The organism is Bacillus sp. PK6-013 (assembly GCF_054161445.1).
This window is the reverse complement of sequence record NZ_CP096417.1, coordinates 4,255,001-4,275,000: the sequence shown is the minus strand read 5'-3', so window position 1 is coordinate 4,275,000 and position 20,000 is coordinate 4,255,001. Positions and strand designations below refer to the sequence as shown.

Below are 20,000 nucleotides of genomic sequence, written 5' to 3'. Positions count from 1 at the left end.
CAGTGGTAGGAGAGCGTTCTAAGGGCTGTGAAGCGAGACCGGAAGGACTCGTGGAGCGCTTAGAAGTGAGAATGCCGGTATGAGTAGCGAAAGAGGGGTGAGAATCCCCTCCACCGAATGCCTAAGGTTTCCTGAGGAAGGCTCGTCCGCTCAGGGTTAGTCGGGACCTAAGCCGAGGCCGAAAGGCGTAGGCGATGGACAACAGGTTGATATTCCTGTACCACCTCCTCACCATTTGAGCAATGGGGGGACGCAGGAGGATAGGGTAAGCGCGGTATTGGATATCCGCGTCCAAGCAGTTAGGCTGGGAAATAGGCAAATCCGTTTCCCGTAAGGCTGAGCTGTGATGGCGAGCGAAATATAGTAGCGAAGTTCCTGATTCCACACTGCCAAGAAAAGCCTCTAGCGAGGTGAGAGGTGCCCGTACCGCAAACCGACACAGGTAGGCGAGGAGAGAATCCTAAGGTGATCGAGAGAACTCTCGTTAAGGAACTCGGCAAAATGACCCCGTAACTTCGGGAGAAGGGGTGCTCTGTTAGGGTGCAAGCCCGAGAGAGCCGCAGTGAATAGGCCCAGGCGACTGTTTAGCAAAAACACAGGTCTCTGCGAAGCCGTAAGGCGAAGTATAGGGGCTGACGCCTGCCCGGTGCTGGAAGGTTAAGAGGAGCGCTTAGCGTAAGCGAAGGTGCGAATTGAAGCCCCAGTAAACGGCGGCCGTAACTATAACGGTCCTAAGGTAGCGAAATTCCTTGTCGGGTAAGTTCCGACCCGCACGAAAGGCGCAACGATCTGGGCACTGTCTCAACGAGAGACTCGGTGAAATTATAGTACCTGTGAAGATGCAGGTTACCCGCGACAGGACGGAAAGACCCCGTGGAGCTTTACTGCAGCCTGATATTGAATGTTGGTACAGCTTGTACAGGATAGGTAGGAGCCTTGGAAACCGGAGCGCCAGCTTCGGTGGAGGCATCGGTGGGATACTACCCTGGCTGTATTGACCTTCTAACCCGCCGCCCTTATCGGGCGGGGAGACAGTGTCAGGTGGGCAGTTTGACTGGGGCGGTCGCCTCCTAAAAGGTAACGGAGGCGCCCAAAGGTTCCCTCAGAATGGTTGGAAATCATTCGCAGAGTGTAAAGGCACAAGGGAGCTTGACTGCGAGACCTACAAGTCGAGCAGGGACGAAAGTCGGGCTTAGTGATCCGGTGGTTCCGCATGGAAGGGCCATCGCTCAACGGATAAAAGCTACCCCGGGGATAACAGGCTTATCTCCCCCAAGAGTCCACATCGACGGGGAGGTTTGGCACCTCGATGTCGGCTCATCGCATCCTGGGGCTGTAGTCGGTCCCAAGGGTTGGGCTGTTCGCCCATTAAAGCGGTACGCGAGCTGGGTTCAGAACGTCGTGAGACAGTTCGGTCCCTATCCGTCGCGGGCGCAGGAAATTTGAGAGGAGCTGTCCTTAGTACGAGAGGACCGGGATGGACGCACCGCTGGTGTACCAGTTGTTCTGCCAAGGGCATCGCTGGGTAGCTATGTGCGGACGGGATAAGTGCTGAAAGCATCTAAGCATGAAGCCCCCCTCAAGATGAGATTTCCCATTCCGCAAGGAAGTAAGATCCCTGAAAGATGATCAGGTTGATAGGTCTGAGGTGGAAGTGTGGCGACACATGGAGCTGACAGATACTAATCGATCGAGGACTTAACCTAAATGTTTGTGAATTGTCTGACCGTTATCTAGTTTTGAGAGAATGCCTCTCAAAAGCCAAAGGCAAGGAAACTCGGCTAAAGGCCCTCACATCCTGTGAGGAACGCCCAGTACCTTCATCCTGAAGGCAATAGTTTGGTGGCGATAGCGAAGAGGTCACACCCGTTCCCATGCCGAACACGGAAGTTAAGCTCTTCAGCGCCGATGGTAGTTGGGGGTTTCCCCCTGTGAGAGTAGGACGCCGCCAAGCACTTAAAAAGACCAGCTTATATAAGCTGGTCTTTTTTGTTGTTTTCCTTTTTTTGAAGAAGCAGTTCAGCGATATAATAGGGGAACTTTGACTCGACTATATGTAAAAAATGCTGGATGATGACATAATCATCGCTAGCACTTTGAAGAAGAAGGTCATACCACCATTCAGTTTCATACCTGGCAATCATGCTTAAATTGTACGCAACCAAGTAATGCGCCAATATTTCCGGGAGCTTTAAAAAATGATCTCGTTCAGCCGGGAAATAGTATCCGTCTTGCTCCAAATCATAAAGCAACGTGGTCGAAGTGCTGGGACGGCATTCTTTATGAGCGGCAGAAAAAACGATTCCCTCTTTTTCCTCACGGCAGAAAGACCAGTTTAAATGGTATTCGATATGTTCGATGAAACGCTTTGATGACATATTGTAAGCATTGGGTGTCTCGCCAGGCAGCTCAATTAGCCGGTCTTCGACGGCTGCTTTTACAATCGGATTTGGTTTTCTTTGAAATGCCAGCACTTTATTGATCTCCGGAATTTTCGCCAAAAGCTGTTTCATATTGAATCGTTCATCTTCCAATCCGGATAATTGGAAAAGGGATCTGATCACGTGCATACATAGGCCGTTCCTTTGGATTTTCACTTCATCTTCATAAAAGCGGTAATTTTGTTTTTTTCGTTTTCTTGTGGTCACGCCATGAGCAAGCACTGAAGTATGGCTGGGATAGGAAGGATCTGTCGTTAACAGGCAGGCTTTCAATAGCTGTGCCATGCCGTAAAATAATAAAATGGGTTTTATTTCTAACGTAGCGATTTTAGCTTGCTTGTAAAAAGCTTCTGCATGCTTAAGAAAAAAAATAAACCGCTCTCCGTTTTTATAAGAGTTTTTTTTGGCATCTTCCATTCCTTGATTTTTATATACCATTTCAAGAAAATGCTGGGCTGTTTCGACCGAATAAAACAGCTTTAAATCCTTCCATCCTTTATCTTGCATGTACTCCACTTCCCTTATGGTTATTTTCTAAAAATTACAACTGTTTCTCGCTTTCTTGACAGTGGGTATTCAAGTTGATAATCTACATATAATATTTTGCCGAAAAGAGGGGGATTTACTAATGTGGGAAAGCAAATTTTCGAAAGAAGGCTTAACATTTGATGATGTATTGCTCGTTCCGGCTAAATCGGAGGTACTTCCGCGTGACGTGGATTTATCGGTTGAGCTTACATCGTCCCTTAAGCTGAATGTTCCAATTATTAGTGCAGGCATGGATACAGTGACAGAAGCTCAAATGGCCATCGCGATGGCACGGCAGGGCGGATTGGGCATTATCCACAAAAACATGTCGATTGAACAGCAGGCTGAGCAGGTTGACAAAGTCAAACGTTCAGAGCGGGGCGTCATTACAAATCCGTTTTTCCTGACGCCAGAGCACCAAGTTTTTGATGCAGAACATTTGATGGGCAAATACAGAATTTCCGGTGTTCCGATTGTTGACAATGAAGAGGATCAGAAGCTGGTTGGAATTATCACAAACCGTGATCTGCGATTTATTTCTGATTACTCCATGAAAATCAGCGATGTTATGACAAAAGAAGAGCTTGTTACGGCTCCTGTTGGTACAACCCTGGATGAAGCGGAAAAAATTCTTCAAAAATACAAGATCGAAAAACTCCCTCTTTTAGATGATCAAGGTGTTTTAAAAGGGCTTATTACGATTAAAGACATTGAAAAAGTAATCGAATTCCCGAATTCAGCGAAAGATGTTCACGGCCGCCTATTGGTTGGAGCAGCGGTTGGTGTAACAGGCGACACAATGACACGCGTCAGAAAGCTTGTGGAAGCCAATGTCGATGTGATCGTCGTTGATACCGCGCACGGCCATTCACAAGGTGTCTTGGATACCGTTAAGAAAATCCGCGACACTTATCCTGAATTAAATATCATTGCCGGCAACGTCGCAACTGCCGAAGGAACAAAAGCGCTTATCGAAGCCGGAGCAAATGTAGTTAAAGTCGGTATCGGACCGGGTTCTATTTGTACAACCCGCGTAGTGGCCGGTGTCGGTGTTCCGCAAGTGACAGCGATTTACGATTGTGCGACTGAAGCAAGAAAACACGGTGCGGCGATTATTGCAGACGGCGGCATCAAGTTTTCCGGAGATATCGTCAAAGCCTTGGCTGCCGGCGGACATGCCGTCATGCTTGGAAGCCTTCTTGCCGGAACATCCGAAAGCCCAGGCGAGACTGAAATCTACCAAGGCAGACGCTTTAAAGTTTATCGCGGTATGGGTTCAGTGGCGGCAATGGAAAAAGGAAGCAAAGACCGCTACTTCCAAGAGGAAAACAAAAAATTCGTTCCGGAAGGCATTGAGGGCCGTACGCCTTATAAAGGTCCGGTTGCTGACACAGTTTATCAGCTTGTCGGCGGTTTGAAATCCGGCATGGGGTACTGCGGAACAAAAGATTTGCACGCACTGAGGGAAGATGCGCAGTTCATCCGCATGACAGGCGCAGGCCTGCGGGAAAGCCATCCTCACGATGTACAAATTACCAAAGAATCGCCTAACTATACCATTTCCTAATCAAATATGACAAAAATTAAACCGTAGACAGAGTAATACTCTGTCTATTTTTTTTTGCTTCCTTATGATAAAATTTATAATGTTGTGTTTGAAAAATGTCTTAAAAGGCTTTGATATAGATTATTAGTCTGATGAAAAGCGGAGGTATCACGATTTGAAAAGCAAGAGAATAAAGCAGCTGATCATGTTGATCGTTGCTTTTGCCGTGACTGTAGGTGCATTTTCTCCTATGTCGACAGCAAAAGCCGCAAATGATCCAATTAATGTAGACGCGAAAGCAGCAATCTTGGTGGAAGCTTCATCGGGGAAAATTTTGTACAGCAAAAATGCCGATCAGCGTCTTCCTGTTGCCAGCATGGCCAAAATGATGACGGAGTATCTTCTGTTGGAAGCGATTCACGAAGGCAAAGTGAAATGGGATCAGAAGTACACGCCTGACGATTATGTATACGAGATTTCCCAAGATCGTTCATTATCGAATGTTCCTCTTCGTAAAGACGGATCATACACTGTAAAAGAGCTTTATCAGGCGACTGCAATTTACTCTGCAAACGCGGCGGCTATTGCACTTTCTGAAATCGTTGCCGGTTCTGAATCAAAGTTCGTAGAGTTAATGAATAAAAAAGCCAAAGAGCTTGGAATGAAAGATTTCAAATTTGTGAATGCTACAGGTTTGGAAAACAAGGATCTTCACGGCAAACATCCGAGCGGAACAAATGCCAATGAAGAAAATGAAGTATCTGCGAGAGACATGGCGCTCCTTGCCGATCATTTAGTAAGCGATTATCCTGAAATCCTCGATACGGCGAGCATTGCCAAAACGAAGTTCAGAAAAGGCACAGACGATGAAATGGACATGCCGAACTGGAACTTTATGCTGAAAGGCCTAGTTCAGGAATATAAAGGTGTGGACGGGCTGAAAACCGGCTCAACGGACTCTGCCGGATCATGCTTTACGGCTACTGCCGAAAGAAACGGCATGAGAGTGATTTCCGTCGTTATGAATGCGAAAGGCGACCTTCATACGGGACGATTTAAAGAAACGAAAAAAATGCTTGATTATGCATTTGATAACTTCACGATGAAAGAGTTTTACGCAAAAGGCGCACAAGTGAAAGGCAACGAAACGGTCGCAGTCGACAAAGGGAAAGAAACTGAAGTCGGCGTCGTAACGGAAAAAGCCTTTTCAATGCCTGTGAAGAACGGTGAAGAAAAGAATTACAAGGCGAAAGTGACGCTGAACAAAGACGAGCTGACCGCACCTGTTAAAAAAGGTGAGAAAGTCGGTACCTTGACGGCCTCCTATAAGGGAGAAGAAAAGGACTACGGATTTCTCGGCAGCGATGTATCAGGTGTAAACCTCGTGACAAAAGAAGATGATGAGAAAGCAAATTGGTTTATTTTAACGATGAGAAGCATCGGCGGCTTTTTTGCCGGTATTTGGAACAGCATTGTTGAAATGGTAACCGGCTGGTTTTAATCAATAAAGGGCTCTATCTGATAGGGCTCTTTATTGTCATATTCAGATAGAATTACCATTTACAATCCTAACAATTTGTTATTAAAATAGAAATAATCTTCGTGTTTTTCATATGATTTTGTGGAATTATAGGATACAATAGGATTAAATCTGACAATTCAATCTTTGATTAGGGGGATCCTTGAAATGGCTCAAACAGGTACTGATCGCGTAAAACGCGGTATGGCAGAAATGCAGAAAGGCGGCGTCATTATGGACGTTGTCAATGCCGAACAAGCAAAAATCGCAGAAGAAGCAGGAGCCGTCGCAGTCATGGCGCTGGAGCGCGTTCCGGCTGATATCCGTGCGGCAGGCGGAGTTGCCCGCATGGCAGATCCGACAATTGTCGAAGAAGTGATGAACGCTGTTTCAATCCCGGTTATGGCGAAAGCCCGCATCGGGCATATCGTTGAAGCGCGTGTTCTTGAAGCGCTCGGCGTTGACTATATTGATGAAAGTGAAGTTTTGACTCCTGCGGATGAAGAATTTCATTTAAATAAAAACGAATTTACCGTTCCATTTGTATGCGGATGCCGCGACCTCGGAGAAGCGACGCGCCGGATCGCAGAAGGAGCTTCAATGCTTCGTACGAAAGGCGAACCTGGTACGGGCAATATTGTGGAAGCTGTCCGCCATATGAGAAAGGTGAATGCTCAAGTGCGCAAAGTAGTCGGCATGAGCGATGACGAACTGATGACAGAAGCGAAAAACCTCGGCGCTCCGTATGAGCTGTTGAAGGAAATTAAAGCCGAAGGACGCCTTCCTGTTGTAAACTTTGCTGCCGGCGGTGTGGCAACACCTGCTGATGCTGCTTTAATGATGCAGCTTGGCGCTGACGGCGTATTCGTAGGGTCCGGTATTTTTAAATCCGACAACCCTGCTAAATTCGCGAAAGCAATCGTTGAAGCGACGACGCATTACACGGATTACAAACTGATTGCCGAGCTATCAAAAGAGCTTGGAACTGCGATGAAAGGGATTGAAATCTCAAATCTGCTGCCAGAACAGCGTATGCAAGAGCGCGGCTGGTAAACACGAAGGAGACGGATTGACATGCTGACAATTGGTGTACTTGGACTTCAGGGAGCAGTAAGAGAACATATTCGCTCAATTGAAGCATGCGGAGCAGCCGGAAAAATCATTAAGTGGCCGGAAGAGTTAAAGGAAATCGACGGTTTGATTTTGCCGGGAGGGGAAAGCACGACGATGAGGCGCCTCATCGATACGTATCAGTTTATGAAGCCCCTTCAGGAGTTTGCCGCATCCGGAAAGCCGGTATTTGGAACTTGTGCTGGGCTGATTATCCTGGCGAAGAATATCGCCGGAGCGAATGATGCCCATCTTGGTGTTCTGGATGTAACCGTCGAACGGAATTCCTTTGGAAGACAAGTGGACAGCTTTGAAGCGGATTTAACCGTTAAAGGACTTGACGAACCGTTTACAGGCGTATTTATCCGCGCTCCGCACATTTTGGAAGCGGGCGCAGATGTGGAAGTGCTTTCGGAGCACAACGGTAGAATCGTCGCTGCCAAACAAGGAAATCTGCTCGGCTGTTCTTTCCACCCTGAACTGACGGATGACCATAGAATGACGAAATTATTTGTCGAGATGGCGGAAAAGCATAAACAGGAAGCCGTCGTATAAAACGGTTGAAAGCTGTTAAAACTTGTAGTACATTTATAAGACAATATAGATCGAAAAGCGTTGATAGGAAGCAGTAGGAAGCCTCTCTTTCCAAGAGAGCCGATGGTTGGTGCGAATCGGCGAAAGATGCTGTCCGAATCCATCCTTGAGCGAAATGCTGAACAGTCAAAGTAGGCATTTACGGGAGAACCGTTATCAAAATGAAGCGGAAAACAGGAGGAAGACGCCTGTTTTCAATCAGGGTGGCAACGCGAGAGCTCTCGTCCCTTATATTTAGGGGACAAGGGCTCTTTTTTTCGGTCAAATCAGTATAAAAGGAGCGAGGCAGATGCTTGATATCAAACTGCTGCGGGCAAATTTGGAGGAAATCAAACAAAAGCTTGCCCACAGAGGAGAAGATTTATCAGATTTTGATCAATTTGAGGAATTGGATACAAAGAGAAGAGAATTGATCGTCAAAGTGGAAGAGCTGAAAGGAAAGCGCAATGAGGTATCTCAGCAGGTTGCCGCTTTAAAGCGCGAGAAAAAAGATGCTGACCACCTCATTAAAGAAATGCGCGAAGTCGGTGAAGACATTAAAAAACTTGATGAAGAGCTGAGAACGGTCGAATCTTCACTTGATAAAATCATGCTGTCTATCCCGAATATCCCCCATGAGTCTGTTCCGGTCGGTGAGACTGAAGACGACAACGTGGAAGTTCGCAAATGGGGCGAACTCCCCGGATTTTCATTTGAGCCGAAGCCTCATTGGGATATTGCCGATCAGTTGGATATTCTTGATTTTGAGCGGGCAGGCAAGGTTACGGGAAGCCGTTTCGTTTTCTATAAAGGGCTAGGCGCCAGACTTGAACGGGCATTGTATAACTTTATGCTTGATCTTCACGTAGACGAGTACGGCTATACGGAAGTCATCCCGCCGTACATGGTGAACCGCGCAAGCATGACAGGCACCGGACAGCTGCCGAAATTTGAGGAAGATGCCTTTAAAATCAGGGAAGAAGATTATTTCTTAATTCCGACGGCAGAAGTGCCAATTACGAACCTGCATCGCGATGAAATTTTGTCAGCTGCCGAGTTGCCGATCAATTATGCGGCGTTCAGTGCGTGCTTCCGTTCAGAAGCAGGCTCAGCTGGCCGTGATACGCGCGGTTTGATTCGCCAGCACCAATTTAACAAGGTTGAACTGGTGAAATTCGTGAAGCCTGAGGATTCATATGAAGAGCTTGAAAAGCTGACAAATCAAGCGGAGAAAGTTCTTCAGCTGCTTGAGCTTCCTTATCGTGTGATGAGCATGTGTACGGGCGATCTAGGATTTACCGCTGCGAAAAAATACGATATCGAAGTATGGATTCCAAGCCAAAACACATATCGTGAAATTTCATCTTGCAGTAACTTCGAAGCTTTCCAGGCGAGACGGGCGAATATCAGATTCAGAAGGGAAGCAAAAGGAAAGCCTGAGCATGTCCATACGTTAAACGGCTCCGGCTTGGCTGTCGGCAGAACGGTTGCCGCATTATTGGAAAATTACCAGCAGGAGGACGGGAGCGTCATCATTCCTAAAGCGCTTCGTCCATACATGGGGAACAGAGATGTTATTCAACCATAAAAAGTGCGCGCCAAGAGGCGCGCTTTTTTTATGCGAGAGACCAGACGGCGGCTACATTTCGGGCACAGCGCGTAAGATTTGAACTTCCATCGGCAAGGGCGTTTTCCAAGGAGCTGATCCCTGGCACAATCGAAAAGAGAGCGGAAATGCCGATATCATAAACAAGCTCGCAGCCTTCACCGAGCGATCCGGCAAATGCAATAACGGGGATATTCTCGCTGCAGGCGCGTTTTGCGACGCCGGCTGGCGTTTTTTCCGCTGACTGTTTGGCCGTCTATTTTTCCCTCACCCGTAATGACAAGATCGGCTCCTTTAATACGTTCGGAAAAAGACAAAGTATCTAAAACAATGTCAACTCCGCTTTTTAATTCCGCTTTTAAAAAGGCACAGAGGCCTGCTCCTAATCCTCCGGCCGCTCCTGCTCCCGGAATTGAATCGATTTCGCACCCCAGCTCTGCTTTGACTGCAGCAGCATAATGTTTTAAGTTTTGATCCAAAAGAGCAGTCATTTCACTGTTCGCCCCTTTTTGCGGCCCAAATACGGCGGAGGCTCCGCGAGGTCCCGTAAGAGGATTATCGACATCACAGGCGGCTTCAAAGTGGATATGCTTTAACTGAGGATTGAGGCCGCTCACATCGATCTTGGCAATCTCAGCTAATGCACCGCCCCCATTTTCAATCTCTTCTCCATTGCGGTTTAGAAACTTCACACCCAGTGCTGCAGCCATTCCCGCTCCGCCGTCATTTGTCGCACTTCCGCCGAGTCCGATGATGATGTTGGACACCCCTTTTTTCGCAGCATTGAGAATCAGTTCTCCGGTTCCTCTCGTTGTCGTTAACAGGGGATTCCGCTGTTCAGGGGGCACGAGGTGAAGGCCTGACGCTTCAGCCATTTCGATGACAGCCGTTTTTCCGTCGCCAAGCAGGCCGTAAGCCGCCTTTACCGGCTTCCCGAGAGGGCCTGTGACTGTTTGCTGTACGATGTCTCCTCCGGTGGCGTCAATCAGAGCTTGAACGGTTCCTTCGCCTCCATCAGCAACCGGAATGTTGACGTATTCGGCGTCAGGCAGAACCGCTTTAAAGCCTTTTTCAATGCTTTTAGCCGCCTCAAGCGATGTCATGCTTTCTTTAAATGAATCAGGTGCGATTACGATTTTCATGGTACCTGCTCCTTTTTAAATAAAGAATTGAAAAATTCCAAAAATCAAAGTTGAGATAATGGTTAGGATTAAGCCGATGACTGACTCATATGGAATCAGCTTTAACCGTTCTTTCATGGACATGAAGACGCTGCCTCCCGTCGTATGAAAAAAGCTTCCGTGAGGCAGGTGATCGAGCACCGTTGCTCCGGCGTGAATCATTGCCGCACCTGCGAGGCCGGCGACGCCAAGATCAAGCAATGTCGGGCCGAATACGCTGCTGGCGACAGCTGTGCCGGCGGTTGTTGAGGCGGTTGCCATCGACATCAGCATGCCGGAAATGGGAGCTAAGAGAAACGACGGCAGACCCAAGCCGACAAGGGTGTCGGTAATGAAAGAATTGAGTTGGGAGTTGGCGATGATTCCCGCAAGCGTTCCAGTCCCGATCAGCATCACGGCAACACCTGACATCTTCGACAATCCTGAAGCGGCAAAATCCTTCAGTTTGCCCGCTTGTTCCGATGCAATCGCAGTGACGAGGCCTCCCGCCGGCAAAGCGATAATTGGATCAATCGTAATACCTGCCACGGGCCTTAAGGCGAGCAACAGGATGGAGACCATCGGACCGCTGATCGCCGCCCAAAATGCCGGCAGTTGTTGAGCCGTTTGGGTTTCAATCTCATTTGCAGCTACTCCTGTTCCTTTATTTGAAAGGCGTTTTGCTAGTAAATAAGTGGCGCCCAGTCCAAATATAGCGGGGATGATCCCGGCGGCCATCACGGATGTCAAAGGGATGTGAAAGGCATCTGAAGCAGCAATGGCATTAGGGTTTGGCGACATAATATTGCCCGCTTTTCCTCCGCCGATCATCGCCAACAGAATGGCCGCTTTGCTGATAAAGGTCCGCCTTGCAATCGCAAGGGCGATCGGTGCGACTGTGATGACGGCGACATCGACGAATACGCCGACCGTTGTTAAGATGGCTGTCGCCAATGTTAAAGCAAGCAGCGCTCTTTTTTCTCCAATTTTATTGACAATGGTTTCTGCAATCACCGCTGCGGAGCCGGATTGAATCAGAACGCCGGCGAGCACCCCTGCTGCCAAGATGCGGAGTACAGCAGGAATCATGTTTTTAGCACCCGCTATCATCAAATCCGTCGTCTCTATTAAATCTGCGCCGCCGATTAAGCCTCCGGCCAATGCGCCGATCATCATGCCGTAAGCCGGCGGGACTTTTTTCAGAATGAGAAAGATTGATATGGCTAATGCGCATAAGGCGCCTATTGCATTGATTTGAATATCCATCTGCATACCCTCCCTTACGTCCAATTGTAAACGCTTTCTGCACAAGGGAGAATTGGTCAGGTATACGGATTTCGTTCCTTTATCCTATATTAAAATTGTTCATTTGCACAAAATGGTGAAAAAAGCGTAATGGCTGTATACAGTTTGAATAGGTCGTCAAATCGTTTTGGATTGCATCCTGTCGCTATTTCAACCTTTCTCAGCCGGTAGTTTAATGTATTGCGGTGAATAAAGAGTCTTGATGAAGTTTCCCCGATTTCGCCATTTTCTTCTATATAGCAGAGGAGGGTATGGATTAATTCGCCCTTTTGATCTGCTTGGGAAAGGCGGTCCCAGATGTTTTGAAAATGAATCTCCTGATCCGGACGCTCTATTTTTGATAACAGAACGGGGATCGCAAACTCTCGATAATCGTATAAACTAGAGCTGTTTTTAGCAATCTTGAGCGTTTGTTTTGCACTTTGATAGGAGAATGGCAGCTGCTCAAGCTGATCCGCCTGTTCGCCAAGCGCGCCTCTGACCGTTTTCCATTGGCTGAGCCAGCCGTTCCAAGATGAAAAGAGATCAGCCCTGCTTTTAGCGGGAGCGCCTGCCAGAATAACTGTGATCTCTTTTAAAGAAATATTGGCGTACAAATCTTTCGCGGTTAAATGTTTTTCAAGTTTTTTAATAAATGCCGGCTTCATATCAGCGGATGGCAGCTCAAACACAAGACAAGTACGCTGGCCGTCTAGCGGTATATTCAATCGCTCCGCACGTTCAAGGAAGTCAAGGGATGCTAGGTCGGCCCCCTGAATCATTTGGATGACCGTTTCTTCCCGGAGCCTTTGATCCCATGTCAGCTGTTTTGTTAAAAATGCCTGTTCGACAGTCAGCTCTGCTGCCATTTTAACAAGTTCACCATATCGGCTGACTTCAGAAGGCGGCCCCGTGATTCCAATAACGCCGATTATTTCATCATGAAATACGATGGGAAGGTTTACGCCGGGCTTTGTTCCCGTTAAAGCCGAGCATTCTTCAGGCGAGATGCTGATAACCCTTTCAGCTGCAAGTGCGTCCTTCGCTCCGGCGTGTTCATCACCAATTCTCGAGCGGTCTCCTGAGGCGATGATAACCCCGTTTTCATCCATCATATTAATGTTATGCCGAATAATCGACATGGTCCTGTCGACAATTTCCTCCGCCAATTCTTTTGATAGATAATTCATTTCATCATGCTCCTGCCTAAGATCTTGTTTTAAATGGTGATTGTTCCCTCGATCCAGCCTTTCATGAATGGTTTTAAAGAAGATGCGGCCCATATTCGGCTGTCGTCTATATGATTCCAAACATAAATATCATTTTTCCGTATAGAGCCGTTAAAAATCGAATAAGCAAATAAATCGCCATTGCCCGCACCTGCTATAAATAACAGACAATCGAACGGCTTAAAACAGTCAGTGCTTCTCATGTCTAGATTCTCTTCTATCATTCTGTATGCAGGCCAAATGAGATGATCCCCGAATGTATCATTAATGCCGTCTGTCGTTTTTAAAAGGCTGACCAGTTCATCTGGAAAAGAGACGCCGAGGAGTTCTTCTGCTTTCTGAAGCTCCTCTGTTTCAATAGGTCTGTTCAGCGTGTAATCTTGAGGCAAACGTTCTATAAAATGTTTCCACAATGCTATCACCCTTTGCGTTTATCATTATTTTTGCATATAATGAGAAGCGTGAACAATAAAATAAATTTTTTATGAAAAAATCTCTTGACTTAAAAAGATAGGACATGTTATATTAATTCTTGTCGATACGGAGGAATACCCAAGTCTGGCTGAAGGGATCGGTCTTGAAAACCGACAGGGGTGTCAAAGCCCGCGGGGGTTCGAATCCCTCTTCCTCCGCCATTATTGATTTGCATTTTAGTGATTGACTAAGCATAAATTGGAGATTGTGTTGCCGCTGCCTGGATAGGGCAGCGGTTTTTTTTTATATGCACAAGCAAAAAAAGAGCGGCTCTTCATGGGAATCCGCTCTTTTTGCTTGTTTATCTTTGAATAGCTTCACTGATTTTTTCAATGATTGGATCGAGGGAGGCAGAGTTGTTGAACAGATCGTATTCATCAATATTGACTCTGACAACCGGACAGGCGTTAAAGCCGCTGATCCAGTTTTCGTACCTTGTGTACATTTCCTCCCAATACGATCTGTCGGTTAACATTTCCATTTCTCGTCCGCGTTTTTTGATGCGGTCGAGAATCGATTCCAAATCGCCCTCCAAATAGACTAAAACGTCGGGGCGGGGGAAGTAAGGCGTCATGACCATCGCTTCAAACAGGCTTGTATACGTCTTATAATCGACTTTTGACATTGTGCCTTTATCGGCGTGCATTTTGGCGAAAATGCCTGTATCTTCATAAATTGAACGGTCTTGAACAAATCCGCCGCCCGATTCGTAAATGTATTTTTGCTCTTTGAAGCGTTCCGCTAAGAAGAAAATTTGCAGGTGAAAGCTCCAGCGTTCAAAGTCTTGGTAAAAAGCCTCCAAATAAGGGTTGTTCACAACCTCTTCAAGGGAAGTTTTAAATCCGAGTCTTTTTGCAAGCTCTTTTGTCAATGTGGATTTCCCCACTCCTACCGTTCCGGCAACAGTAATGATAGCATCTTTCGGAATAGCATATACACTCATTCTATATACTCCTTTACTTGATCGGCAATTCGATTGAAAACGGCTTCGGAGATCACGAAGTCTTCCTGATCTCCGTTAATTTCAATAACGGGTATTGGCGGATCGGATTCTTTAAATTGCTTAATGGCAGCCTCATAATCATTGATGAGCTGTTCCAGATATTGCTTGTCCATTTCCTGTTCAAACGGCCGTCCGCGTTTTTTGATCCGTTCCAATAACGTCGGAAGGCTTGCTTTTATGTAAATGATGACGTTTGGTTTTGGCAGATCTTCTGTAAGCAGATGATAAATTTTTCTGTATTTCTCAAGTTTTTTGCCTTCCAGCGTCCGTTCAGCAAAAATGAGGTTTTTATAAATATGATAGTCCGAAACAACGGGTATGTGGTGATGCAAATACTTCTTTTCGGTATCTTCAAGCTGCTTATAGCGATTGCAGAGGAAAAACATCTCAAGCTGAAAGCTCCATTCATCTTTGTCATCATAAAATTTATCAAGAAAAGGGTTTTCTTCGACGATTTCTTTAACCAAAGAGAGTGAGAGCTTTTCGGAGAGCATGCTGGCCAAGGTTGTTTTTCCCGCGCCGATGGGGCCTTCGACAGCGATGAAAGGGGCTGTGTTCATAGGTGTCCTCCTACTAAAGAAATTCATTTGTGAACCATACATATTGTATCACATCATCATCTTCTGCCATGAAAAAAACGTTCCTTTAACTTGGGAACGTTTCTTTCACAACATTAAATTGATCGGCTATCAAGAGCCAGTTTTGCGGGAAGGACAGGCCGAGCTTCCAATAGCTGATTCCCCTTAAATTCAATTCCCTAATCAGATCAAACTTTGCCTGAATCGAGCGGGCGTCTTCAAACCATACCTCATGCTGTTTGCCGGCATTGTCCGTATAGCGGAAGAAAGGAGCCTGGGCTGTTTCATCGTACTGTATCGCCGCATTGTTTTCACTCGCGATTGCAATTGCCCGCTGGGGACTGATTGCTCTGGCCAGCTGCCCGCCTGGCGTATAGGGGAGCGTCCAGTCATAACCGTACAAGTTCTGGCCCATGACGATTTTGCTGGCGGGCATTTCCGTGAGTGCGTATTCGATCACATCCCGTACGGGTCCGATCGGCGATACCGCCATCGGCGGCCCTCCGCTGTAGCCCCACTCATATGTCATCAGTACGACGAAATCGACAATCTCTCCGTGAGCCCGGTAATCATGGGCCTCATACCATTGTCCGGGCTGATCCGCTCTCGTTTTAGGCGCAAGCGCGGTTGAGATGAACCAGCCTTCCTGTTTGAAGCGGGCCCGTGCATCCCGTAAAAATTGATTATAGGCTTCTCTGTCTTCAGGCCTTAAGTATTCAAAATCAAAGTGGATGTCTTTAAAACCGTATCTTCTGGCGGCTGCAACAATGTTATCAAGCAATCTGTTTTTTACATTCTGGTCCGTCAAAATGATTCTGCCGAGTTCGTCGCTGAAAGCTTCATTTTCGAGATTGGTGACGATCATCATCATCGTAGTCCGATGTCTGTCTGCAATTTCTTTTAAGTTGTTCAGCGGCGGTTCTTCGAGTGTGCCGTCCCGCTTCGCCTGGAAGCTGAAAGCACCCAAATAGGTCAAGTATGGCGAAGCCTCTCTTGCCGCCTGCTGCAGAGCGGGGCTGACGCTTTCTCCCCGCGGTTCGATATAAGCGTTTGTTTCAATGTTCCGTTTTGGCCGAGGGGGGATATAAAGCAGCAGCCCGACAGGCAAAATAGCGCTAACCTGAATGCGGTTGATCCTTGCCAGTTCAGCCGGAGAAATATTAAAGCGGGCTCCGATTGATGCTAATGTATCTCCTTGTCTGACCTCATAAAACTCGCCGGCGATCGGTATCACGATAGTTTGTCCGACAACAAGCCGATTCGGGTTCGGAATTTCATTCGTCGCGACAATTTCATTAACTGTTGTTCGGTAGCGATTCGCGATTTGATAAAGGGAATCGCCTCTTTTCACGACATAAATCTGAATGGGAAACGCCTCCTTTCTCATTGCTACCACTATATGAAGAAAGGAAGTGTTTCATGCTCAAGTTTCGGCGGTGATCTCTTTTGCCGTCGTAATATTGGCGAACAGAACATTTTCCATCATCGTCAACGCATATTTGTTGTCTTTTTCATTATTTGAGGCAATGCAATCGCGCGGAATCGTGATATCGTACTCCCTCATATAAGCGTCGTTTGCCGTAAATAACACGCAAATATTGCCTGCGATCCCTGTAATGATCAAGTGGTCCACATGAAGTTCATTCAGCAATGTTTCAAGGGCGGTGCCGTAAAAAGCTGAGTGCTTTGGTTTGATTAAGAAATAATCGTTGTTATTCGGTGCGAGTCGGTCGATGATATATTCGCTTCTGTCGTTTTTGCATTTCTTGATAATGGCAGCAATATCCGCTTGCCAAATTCCAAAATGGTCATTAATGTATATGATAGGCCATTTCTTTTTGGCTGCGTGTTCTTTTAATGCCAGAAGATGCTCGGTCATGTTTCTGGTCTTTTTGGAAAGAACGTCACCCATATCGAATTGAAAATCATTAATGATGTCGACTATAATGAGAGCTGAATTGGACAATGCGATTGTCTCCTTTCAGATTGCATATTCCTTTAACTATAAGTTAGCCTATTCTGTCGGGTGAAAAACATTGAAAGAGTGCATGCGGATGACACAAGACGAGTTTTATATGAAAGAAGCGATCAATGAAGCGAGAAAAGCTGAAGAAAAAGGCGAAGTGCCGATTGGCGCCGTACTGGTTCTGGATGGCGAAATTATTGCCCGCGCCCATAATTTGCGGGAAACCGAGCAAAGATCGGTTGCCCACGCAGAGATGCTCGTTATTGAAGAGGCATGCCGGAAGCTGGGAACCTGGCGGCTGGAGAGATCTGTTCTTTACGTTACCCTTGAGCCATGTCCGATGTGCGCCGGAGCGGCCGTTCTCTCCAGAATCGACAAAGTGGTGTTCGGAGCGTCTGATCCGAAAGGCGGCTGTGCGGGGACTTTGATGAATCTCCTGCAGGAAGAGAGATTCAATCATCAGGCTGAAGTCGTAAGCGGCGTAATGGAAGAAGAATGCGGCAGGATGCTAAGCGATTTTTTCAGAAAGCTCCGCGCAAAAAAGAAAGTGGAAAAGAAAAGGGAGCTGTGATGACGGAAATTTGCAATTTAGGGTGAAACAAGTTATACTAATGAGTGCGTCACATGAAGACGCAGCTTAAATAATTTGATATTTATTTTGCCGTGCTAAGCGGGGAGGTAGCGGTGCCCTGTACTCGCAATCCGCTCTAGCGAGGCCGAATCCCTTTCTCGAGGTTCGTTTACTTTAAGGTCTGCCTTAAGCAAGTGGTGTTGACGCTTGGGTCCTGCGCAATGGGAATCCATGAACCATGTCAGGTCCGGAAGGAAGCAGCATTAAGTGGAACCTTCCATGTGCCGCAGGGTTGCCTGGGCTGAGCTAACTGCTTAAGTAACGCTTAGGGTAGCGAATCGACAGAAGGTGCACGGTAAATCAATCATCAAATTAAGAACTCATCTATTTTAATATAGATGAGTTTTTTTCTTAAGAAGAGCTTTTGGATTTGAAAGCTGCTTCATGTATAATGGAAATGATGAAAACAAGAGGAGGGCGTGTTTGTGAGTTACCAGGCTTTATATAGAGTGTTCAGGCCGCAGTTGTTTGAAGATGTAGTCGGTCAGGAGCACATCACGAAAACGTTGCAAAATGCCCTTTTACAAAAGAAATTTTCGCACGCTTATCTGTTTTCCGGACCGAGGGGAACGGGAAAAACAAGCGCCGCAAAACTGTTTGCCAAAGCTGTCAACTGTGAGCACGCTCCGGTCAGTGAACCGTGCAATGAATGCTCCGCGTGCAAAGGCATTACAAACGGTTCGATTTCAGATGTAATTGAAATTGACGCCGCTTCTAACAACGGTGTAGATGAAATACGCGACATCCGCGACAAGGTGAAATTTGCCCCGTCTGCCGTCACGTATAAAGTATATATCATAGATGAAGTACATATGCTTTCTATCGGCGCATTCAACGCCCTTCTAAAAACGCTTGAAGAGCCGCCGGAACATTGTATCTTTATTCTCGCAACAACAGAGCCTCATAAAATTCCTTTAACGATTATTTCTAGATGTCAGCGATTTGATTTTAAGAGGATTACCTCACAGGCAATTGTCGGACGAATGGAAAAAATCGTCGAAGCTGAACAGTTCAAGGTGCAGGATGGCGCCTTAGACATCATCGCCAGTGCCGCCGACGGCGGCATGAGGGATGCGCTGAGCCTGCTCGATCAGGCTGTATCATTCAGCGGAGATGAGCTGACGGTGGATGATGCGCTGCTGATAACAGGGGCTGTGTCACAGCACTATATTGGAAAGCTCGCCTCAACCCTCCACGAAAAAAATGTTTCCGGTGCTTTGGAAACATTGAACGAACTGCTTCAGCAGGGAAAAGACCCGGCAAAATTAATCGAGGATATGATTTTCTACTTCAGGGATATGCTTCTTTATCAAACGGCGCCTGATTTAGAAGGCGTTCTTGAAAAGGTGAAGGTGGACGAAGAGTTCCAAGCTCTGTCCCGGCAAATTCCTGCACCAGACCTTTACGAAATGATCGATATATTAAATAAAAGCCATCAGGAAATGAAATGGACGAACCATCCGCGTATCTTCTTTGAAGTTGCAGTTGTGAAGCTCTGCCAGGGACCAAAAGCAGGGGCATCCGCGGCCGCCCAGCCGGAAGTGGATAATCTCGTCAACAAGGTTCGGCAGCTTGAGCAGGAGATTGAGAAGCTTAAAACACAAGGTGTACAGGTTTCTTCGGCTCCCGCCCAGCCTAAAGAAACGTCCCGTCCGCAAAAAAGCGTGAAAAGCGCATATAAAGCGCCTGTCGGCCGTATTCATGAAATATTAAAAGATGCTACAAGACCGGACCTCGAAAAATTGAAGGGCTGCTGGGGACAATTGCTTGCCCAGCTTAAACAGCAGAATAAAGTATCGCATGCTGCCCTTTTAAATGACAGCGAGCCGGTGGCTGCATCTTCAAAAGCATTTGTCCTCGCATTCAAATACGAAATTCACTGTAAAATGGTAGCTGAAGACAATAATGGAGTCAGGACAAATCTGGAGCAAATTTTGGATGGAATGCTCGGCGGAAGGATAGATATAGTTGGCGTTCCCGAAGCCCAATGGGGTAAAATAAGAGAAGAATTTCTGCAGGATCATCAGCCGGAAGATTCTGAAGCAAATGAACCGAAAGAAGAAGATCCGCTCGTATCAGAAGCTAAAAAACTGTTCGGAGCGGAACTGATTGAAATTAAAGAATAAAAACATGAAAGAGAGTGGATTTGAGTATGCGCGGTGGAATGGGTAACATGCAGAAAATGATGAAGCAAATGCAAAAAATGCAAAAGGATATGCAAAAGGCACAGGAGGAACTGGCAGAAAAAGTACTCGAAGGTACTGCGGGCGGCGGAATGGTGACTGTTAAGGTAAACGGCCAAAAAGAAGTCATCGACGTCATCATCAAAGAGGAAGTCGTAGACCCTGAAGA

At 46.7% G+C, this 20,000-nt stretch carries 16 protein-coding genes, 1 tRNA gene, 2 rRNA genes, 1 other RNA gene, 1 pseudogene and 1 other annotated feature (2 of these 22 running past the window's edge); of the genes and pseudogenes, 12 read left to right on the top strand and 9 right to left on the bottom strand.

The annotated features are described in order from the left end of the window. Both M1E03_RS21570 and rrf read left to right on the top strand, forming a co-directional pair. A 23S ribosomal RNA gene (locus M1E03_RS21570) occupies nucleotides 1-1,706 on the top strand (it extends 1,224 nt beyond the left edge of the window). A 132-nt stretch (nucleotides 1,707-1,838) separates the two neighbouring features. Then, nucleotides 1,839-1,954, top strand: a 5S ribosomal RNA gene (gene rrf / locus M1E03_RS21565). 16 nt (nucleotides 1,955-1,970) lie between these two features. Here the strand turns inward: rrf and M1E03_RS21560 are convergent. Further along, nucleotides 1,971-2,948 (bottom strand): YaaC family protein, encoded by a 978-nt coding sequence (locus M1E03_RS21560; RefSeq protein WP_023856419.1) that lies wholly within the window; start codon nucleotides 2,946-2,948, stop codon nucleotides 1,971-1,973. A 121-nt stretch (nucleotides 2,949-3,069) separates the two neighbouring features. On the opposite strand from M1E03_RS21560, the gene guaB reads away from it, so the two are divergent. The 5 genes from guaB to serS all read left to right on the top strand — a co-directional run bounded on the left by guaB (nucleotide 3,070) and on the right by serS (nucleotide 9,305). Continuing rightward, nucleotides 3,070-4,536: an IMP dehydrogenase gene (gene guaB, locus M1E03_RS21555; protein ID WP_095293104.1), complete on the top strand. Its 1,467-nt coding sequence runs from the start codon at nucleotides 3,070-3,072 to the stop codon at nucleotides 4,534-4,536. Between the two features lie 184 nt (nucleotides 4,537-4,720). Beyond that, a complete protein-coding gene (gene dacA, locus M1E03_RS21550) occupies nucleotides 4,721-6,016 on the top strand; it encodes a D-alanyl-D-alanine carboxypeptidase (protein ID WP_396021768.1) in 1,296 nt (431 codons plus the stop codon). A gap of 186 nt (nucleotides 6,017-6,202) precedes the next feature. Beyond that, nucleotides 6,203-7,087 carry a pyridoxal 5'-phosphate synthase lyase subunit PdxS gene (gene pdxS / locus M1E03_RS21545; protein WP_020449771.1) on the top strand — a complete coding sequence of 295 codons (885 nt, stop codon included), beginning with the start codon at nucleotides 6,203-6,205 and terminating at the stop codon, nucleotides 7,085-7,087. A 21-nt stretch (nucleotides 7,088-7,108) separates the two neighbouring features. Then, nucleotides 7,109-7,699 carry a pyridoxal 5'-phosphate synthase glutaminase subunit PdxT gene (pdxT, locus tag M1E03_RS21540; protein ID WP_020449772.1) on the top strand — a complete coding sequence of 197 codons (591 nt, stop codon included), beginning with the start codon at nucleotides 7,109-7,111 and terminating at the stop codon, nucleotides 7,697-7,699. A 51-nt stretch (nucleotides 7,700-7,750) separates the two neighbouring features. Continuing rightward, nucleotides 7,751-7,970: a binding site (T-box leader), on the top strand. A 57-nt stretch (nucleotides 7,971-8,027) separates the two neighbouring features. After that, nucleotides 8,028-9,305 (top strand): serine--tRNA ligase, encoded by a 1,278-nt coding sequence (serS, locus tag M1E03_RS21535; RefSeq protein ID WP_025810897.1) that lies wholly within the window; start codon nucleotides 8,028-8,030, stop codon nucleotides 9,303-9,305. Here serS and M1E03_RS21530 read toward each other — a convergent pair. The 4 genes and pseudogenes from M1E03_RS21530 to M1E03_RS21515 all read right to left on the bottom strand — a co-directional run bounded on the left by M1E03_RS21530 (nucleotide 9,296) and on the right by M1E03_RS21515 (nucleotide 13,418). Beyond that, a pseudogene (locus M1E03_RS21530) lies at nucleotides 9,296-10,465 on the bottom strand (glycerate kinase). The gene serS and the pseudogene M1E03_RS21530 overlap by 10 nt on opposite strands. A gap of 15 nt (nucleotides 10,466-10,480) precedes the next feature. After that, entirely contained in the window at nucleotides 10,481-11,749 is a 1,269-nt protein-coding gene (locus M1E03_RS21525; RefSeq protein ID WP_256164713.1) for a GntP family permease, read from the bottom strand. 89 nt (nucleotides 11,750-11,838) lie between these two features. Further along, the gene (locus M1E03_RS21520) at nucleotides 11,839-12,957 is read right to left on the bottom strand and encodes a CdaR family transcriptional regulator (RefSeq protein WP_256164714.1); all 1,119 of its coding nucleotides are present in this window, start codon (nucleotides 12,955-12,957) and stop codon (nucleotides 11,839-11,841) included. Between the two features lie 29 nt (nucleotides 12,958-12,986). Continuing rightward, nucleotides 12,987-13,418, bottom strand: a complete 432-nt coding sequence (locus M1E03_RS21515) for an SMI1/KNR4 family protein (protein WP_411221366.1) — start codon at nucleotides 13,416-13,418, stop codon at nucleotides 12,987-12,989. Nucleotides 13,419-13,538: 120 nt separating this feature from the next. Here M1E03_RS21515 and M1E03_RS21510 point away from each other — a divergent pair. Further along, nucleotides 13,539-13,631 (top strand) — tRNA-Ser (locus M1E03_RS21510). A 140-nt stretch (nucleotides 13,632-13,771) separates the two neighbouring features. Here the strand turns inward: M1E03_RS21510 and M1E03_RS21505 are convergent. The 4 genes from M1E03_RS21505 to M1E03_RS21490 all read right to left on the bottom strand — a co-directional run bounded on the left by M1E03_RS21505 (nucleotide 13,772) and on the right by M1E03_RS21490 (nucleotide 16,963). Next, nucleotides 13,772-14,413 (bottom strand): deoxynucleoside kinase, encoded by a 642-nt coding sequence (locus M1E03_RS21505; RefSeq protein WP_020449778.1) that lies wholly within the window; start codon nucleotides 14,411-14,413, stop codon nucleotides 13,772-13,774. Beyond that, nucleotides 14,410-15,033, bottom strand: coding sequence for a deoxynucleoside kinase (locus M1E03_RS21500; protein ID WP_026579013.1), 624 nt, complete (start codon nucleotides 15,031-15,033; stop codon nucleotides 14,410-14,412). Before M1E03_RS21500 ends, M1E03_RS21505 begins: the two co-directional genes overlap by 4 nt. 85 nt (nucleotides 15,034-15,118) lie before the next feature. Continuing rightward, nucleotides 15,119-16,438: a glycoside hydrolase family 18 protein gene (locus M1E03_RS21495; protein ID WP_031305057.1), complete on the bottom strand. Its 1,320-nt coding sequence runs from the start codon at nucleotides 16,436-16,438 to the stop codon at nucleotides 15,119-15,121. A 36-nt stretch (nucleotides 16,439-16,474) separates the two neighbouring features. Then, entirely contained in the window at nucleotides 16,475-16,963 is a 489-nt protein-coding gene (locus M1E03_RS21490) for a cysteine hydrolase family protein (protein ID WP_229079034.1), read from the bottom strand. Between the two features lie 142 nt (nucleotides 16,964-17,105). Between M1E03_RS21490 and tadA the strand changes: the two genes are divergently transcribed. From tadA to M1E03_RS21470, 4 genes are all read left to right on the top strand, one after another. Then, nucleotides 17,106-17,588: a tRNA adenosine(34) deaminase TadA gene (tadA, locus tag M1E03_RS21485; protein ID WP_145654501.1), complete on the top strand. Its 483-nt coding sequence runs from the start codon at nucleotides 17,106-17,108 to the stop codon at nucleotides 17,586-17,588. A 90-nt stretch (nucleotides 17,589-17,678) separates the two neighbouring features. Further along, nucleotides 17,679-17,944: signal recognition particle sRNA large type (gene ffs, locus M1E03_RS21480), an RNA gene on the top strand. A 129-nt stretch (nucleotides 17,945-18,073) separates the two neighbouring features. Continuing rightward, nucleotides 18,074-19,774, top strand: coding sequence for a DNA polymerase III subunit gamma/tau (gene dnaX, locus M1E03_RS21475; RefSeq protein ID WP_023856409.1), 1,701 nt, complete (start codon nucleotides 18,074-18,076; stop codon nucleotides 19,772-19,774). Between the two features lie 26 nt (nucleotides 19,775-19,800). Further along, nucleotides 19,801-20,000 carry the 5' portion of a YbaB/EbfC family nucleoid-associated protein gene (locus tag M1E03_RS21470; protein ID WP_023856408.1) on the top strand. Its footprint extends 124 nt past the window's final position, so 200 of the gene's 324 nt are visible here — the first part of the coding sequence; the start codon lies at nucleotides 19,801-19,803; its stop codon lies off the right edge, out of view.

Excerpts from the sequence above, each read along its gene's own strand:
- M1E03_RS21560 (WP_023856419.1), bottom strand. The coding sequence starts at position 2,948 with ATGCAAGATAAAGGATGGAAGGATTTAAAGCTGTTTTATTCGGTCGAA.
- guaB (WP_095293104.1), top strand. The coding sequence starts at position 3,070 with ATGTGGGAAAGCAAATTTTCGAAAGAAGGCTTAACATTTGATGATGTA.
- dacA (WP_396021768.1), top strand. The coding sequence starts at position 4,721 with ATGTTGATCGTTGCTTTTGCCGTGACTGTAGGTGCATTTTCTCCTATG.
- pdxS (WP_020449771.1), top strand. The coding sequence starts at position 6,203 with ATGGCTCAAACAGGTACTGATCGCGTAAAACGCGGTATGGCAGAAATG.
- pdxT (WP_020449772.1), top strand. The coding sequence starts at position 7,109 with ATGCTGACAATTGGTGTACTTGGACTTCAGGGAGCAGTAAGAGAACAT.
- serS (WP_025810897.1), top strand. The coding sequence starts at position 8,028 with ATGCTTGATATCAAACTGCTGCGGGCAAATTTGGAGGAAATCAAACAA.
- M1E03_RS21525 (WP_256164713.1), bottom strand. The coding sequence starts at position 11,749 with ATGGATATTCAAATCAATGCAATAGGCGCCTTATGCGCATTAGCCATA.
- M1E03_RS21520 (WP_256164714.1), bottom strand. The coding sequence starts at position 12,957 with ATGAATTATCTATCAAAAGAATTGGCGGAGGAAATTGTCGACAGGACC.
- M1E03_RS21505 (WP_020449778.1), bottom strand. The coding sequence starts at position 14,413 with ATGAGTGTATATGCTATTCCGAAAGATGCTATCATTACTGTTGCCGGA.
- M1E03_RS21500 (WP_026579013.1), bottom strand. The coding sequence starts at position 15,033 with ATGAACACAGCCCCTTTCATCGCTGTCGAAGGCCCCATCGGCGCGGGA.
- M1E03_RS21495 (WP_031305057.1), bottom strand. The coding sequence starts at position 16,438 with ATGAGAAAGGAGGCGTTTCCCATTCAGATTTATGTCGTGAAAAGAGGC.
- M1E03_RS21490 (WP_229079034.1), bottom strand. The coding sequence starts at position 16,963 with ATGGGTGACGTTCTTTCCAAAAAGACCAGAAACATGACCGAGCATCTT.
- tadA (WP_145654501.1), top strand. The coding sequence starts at position 17,106 with ATGACACAAGACGAGTTTTATATGAAAGAAGCGATCAATGAAGCGAGA.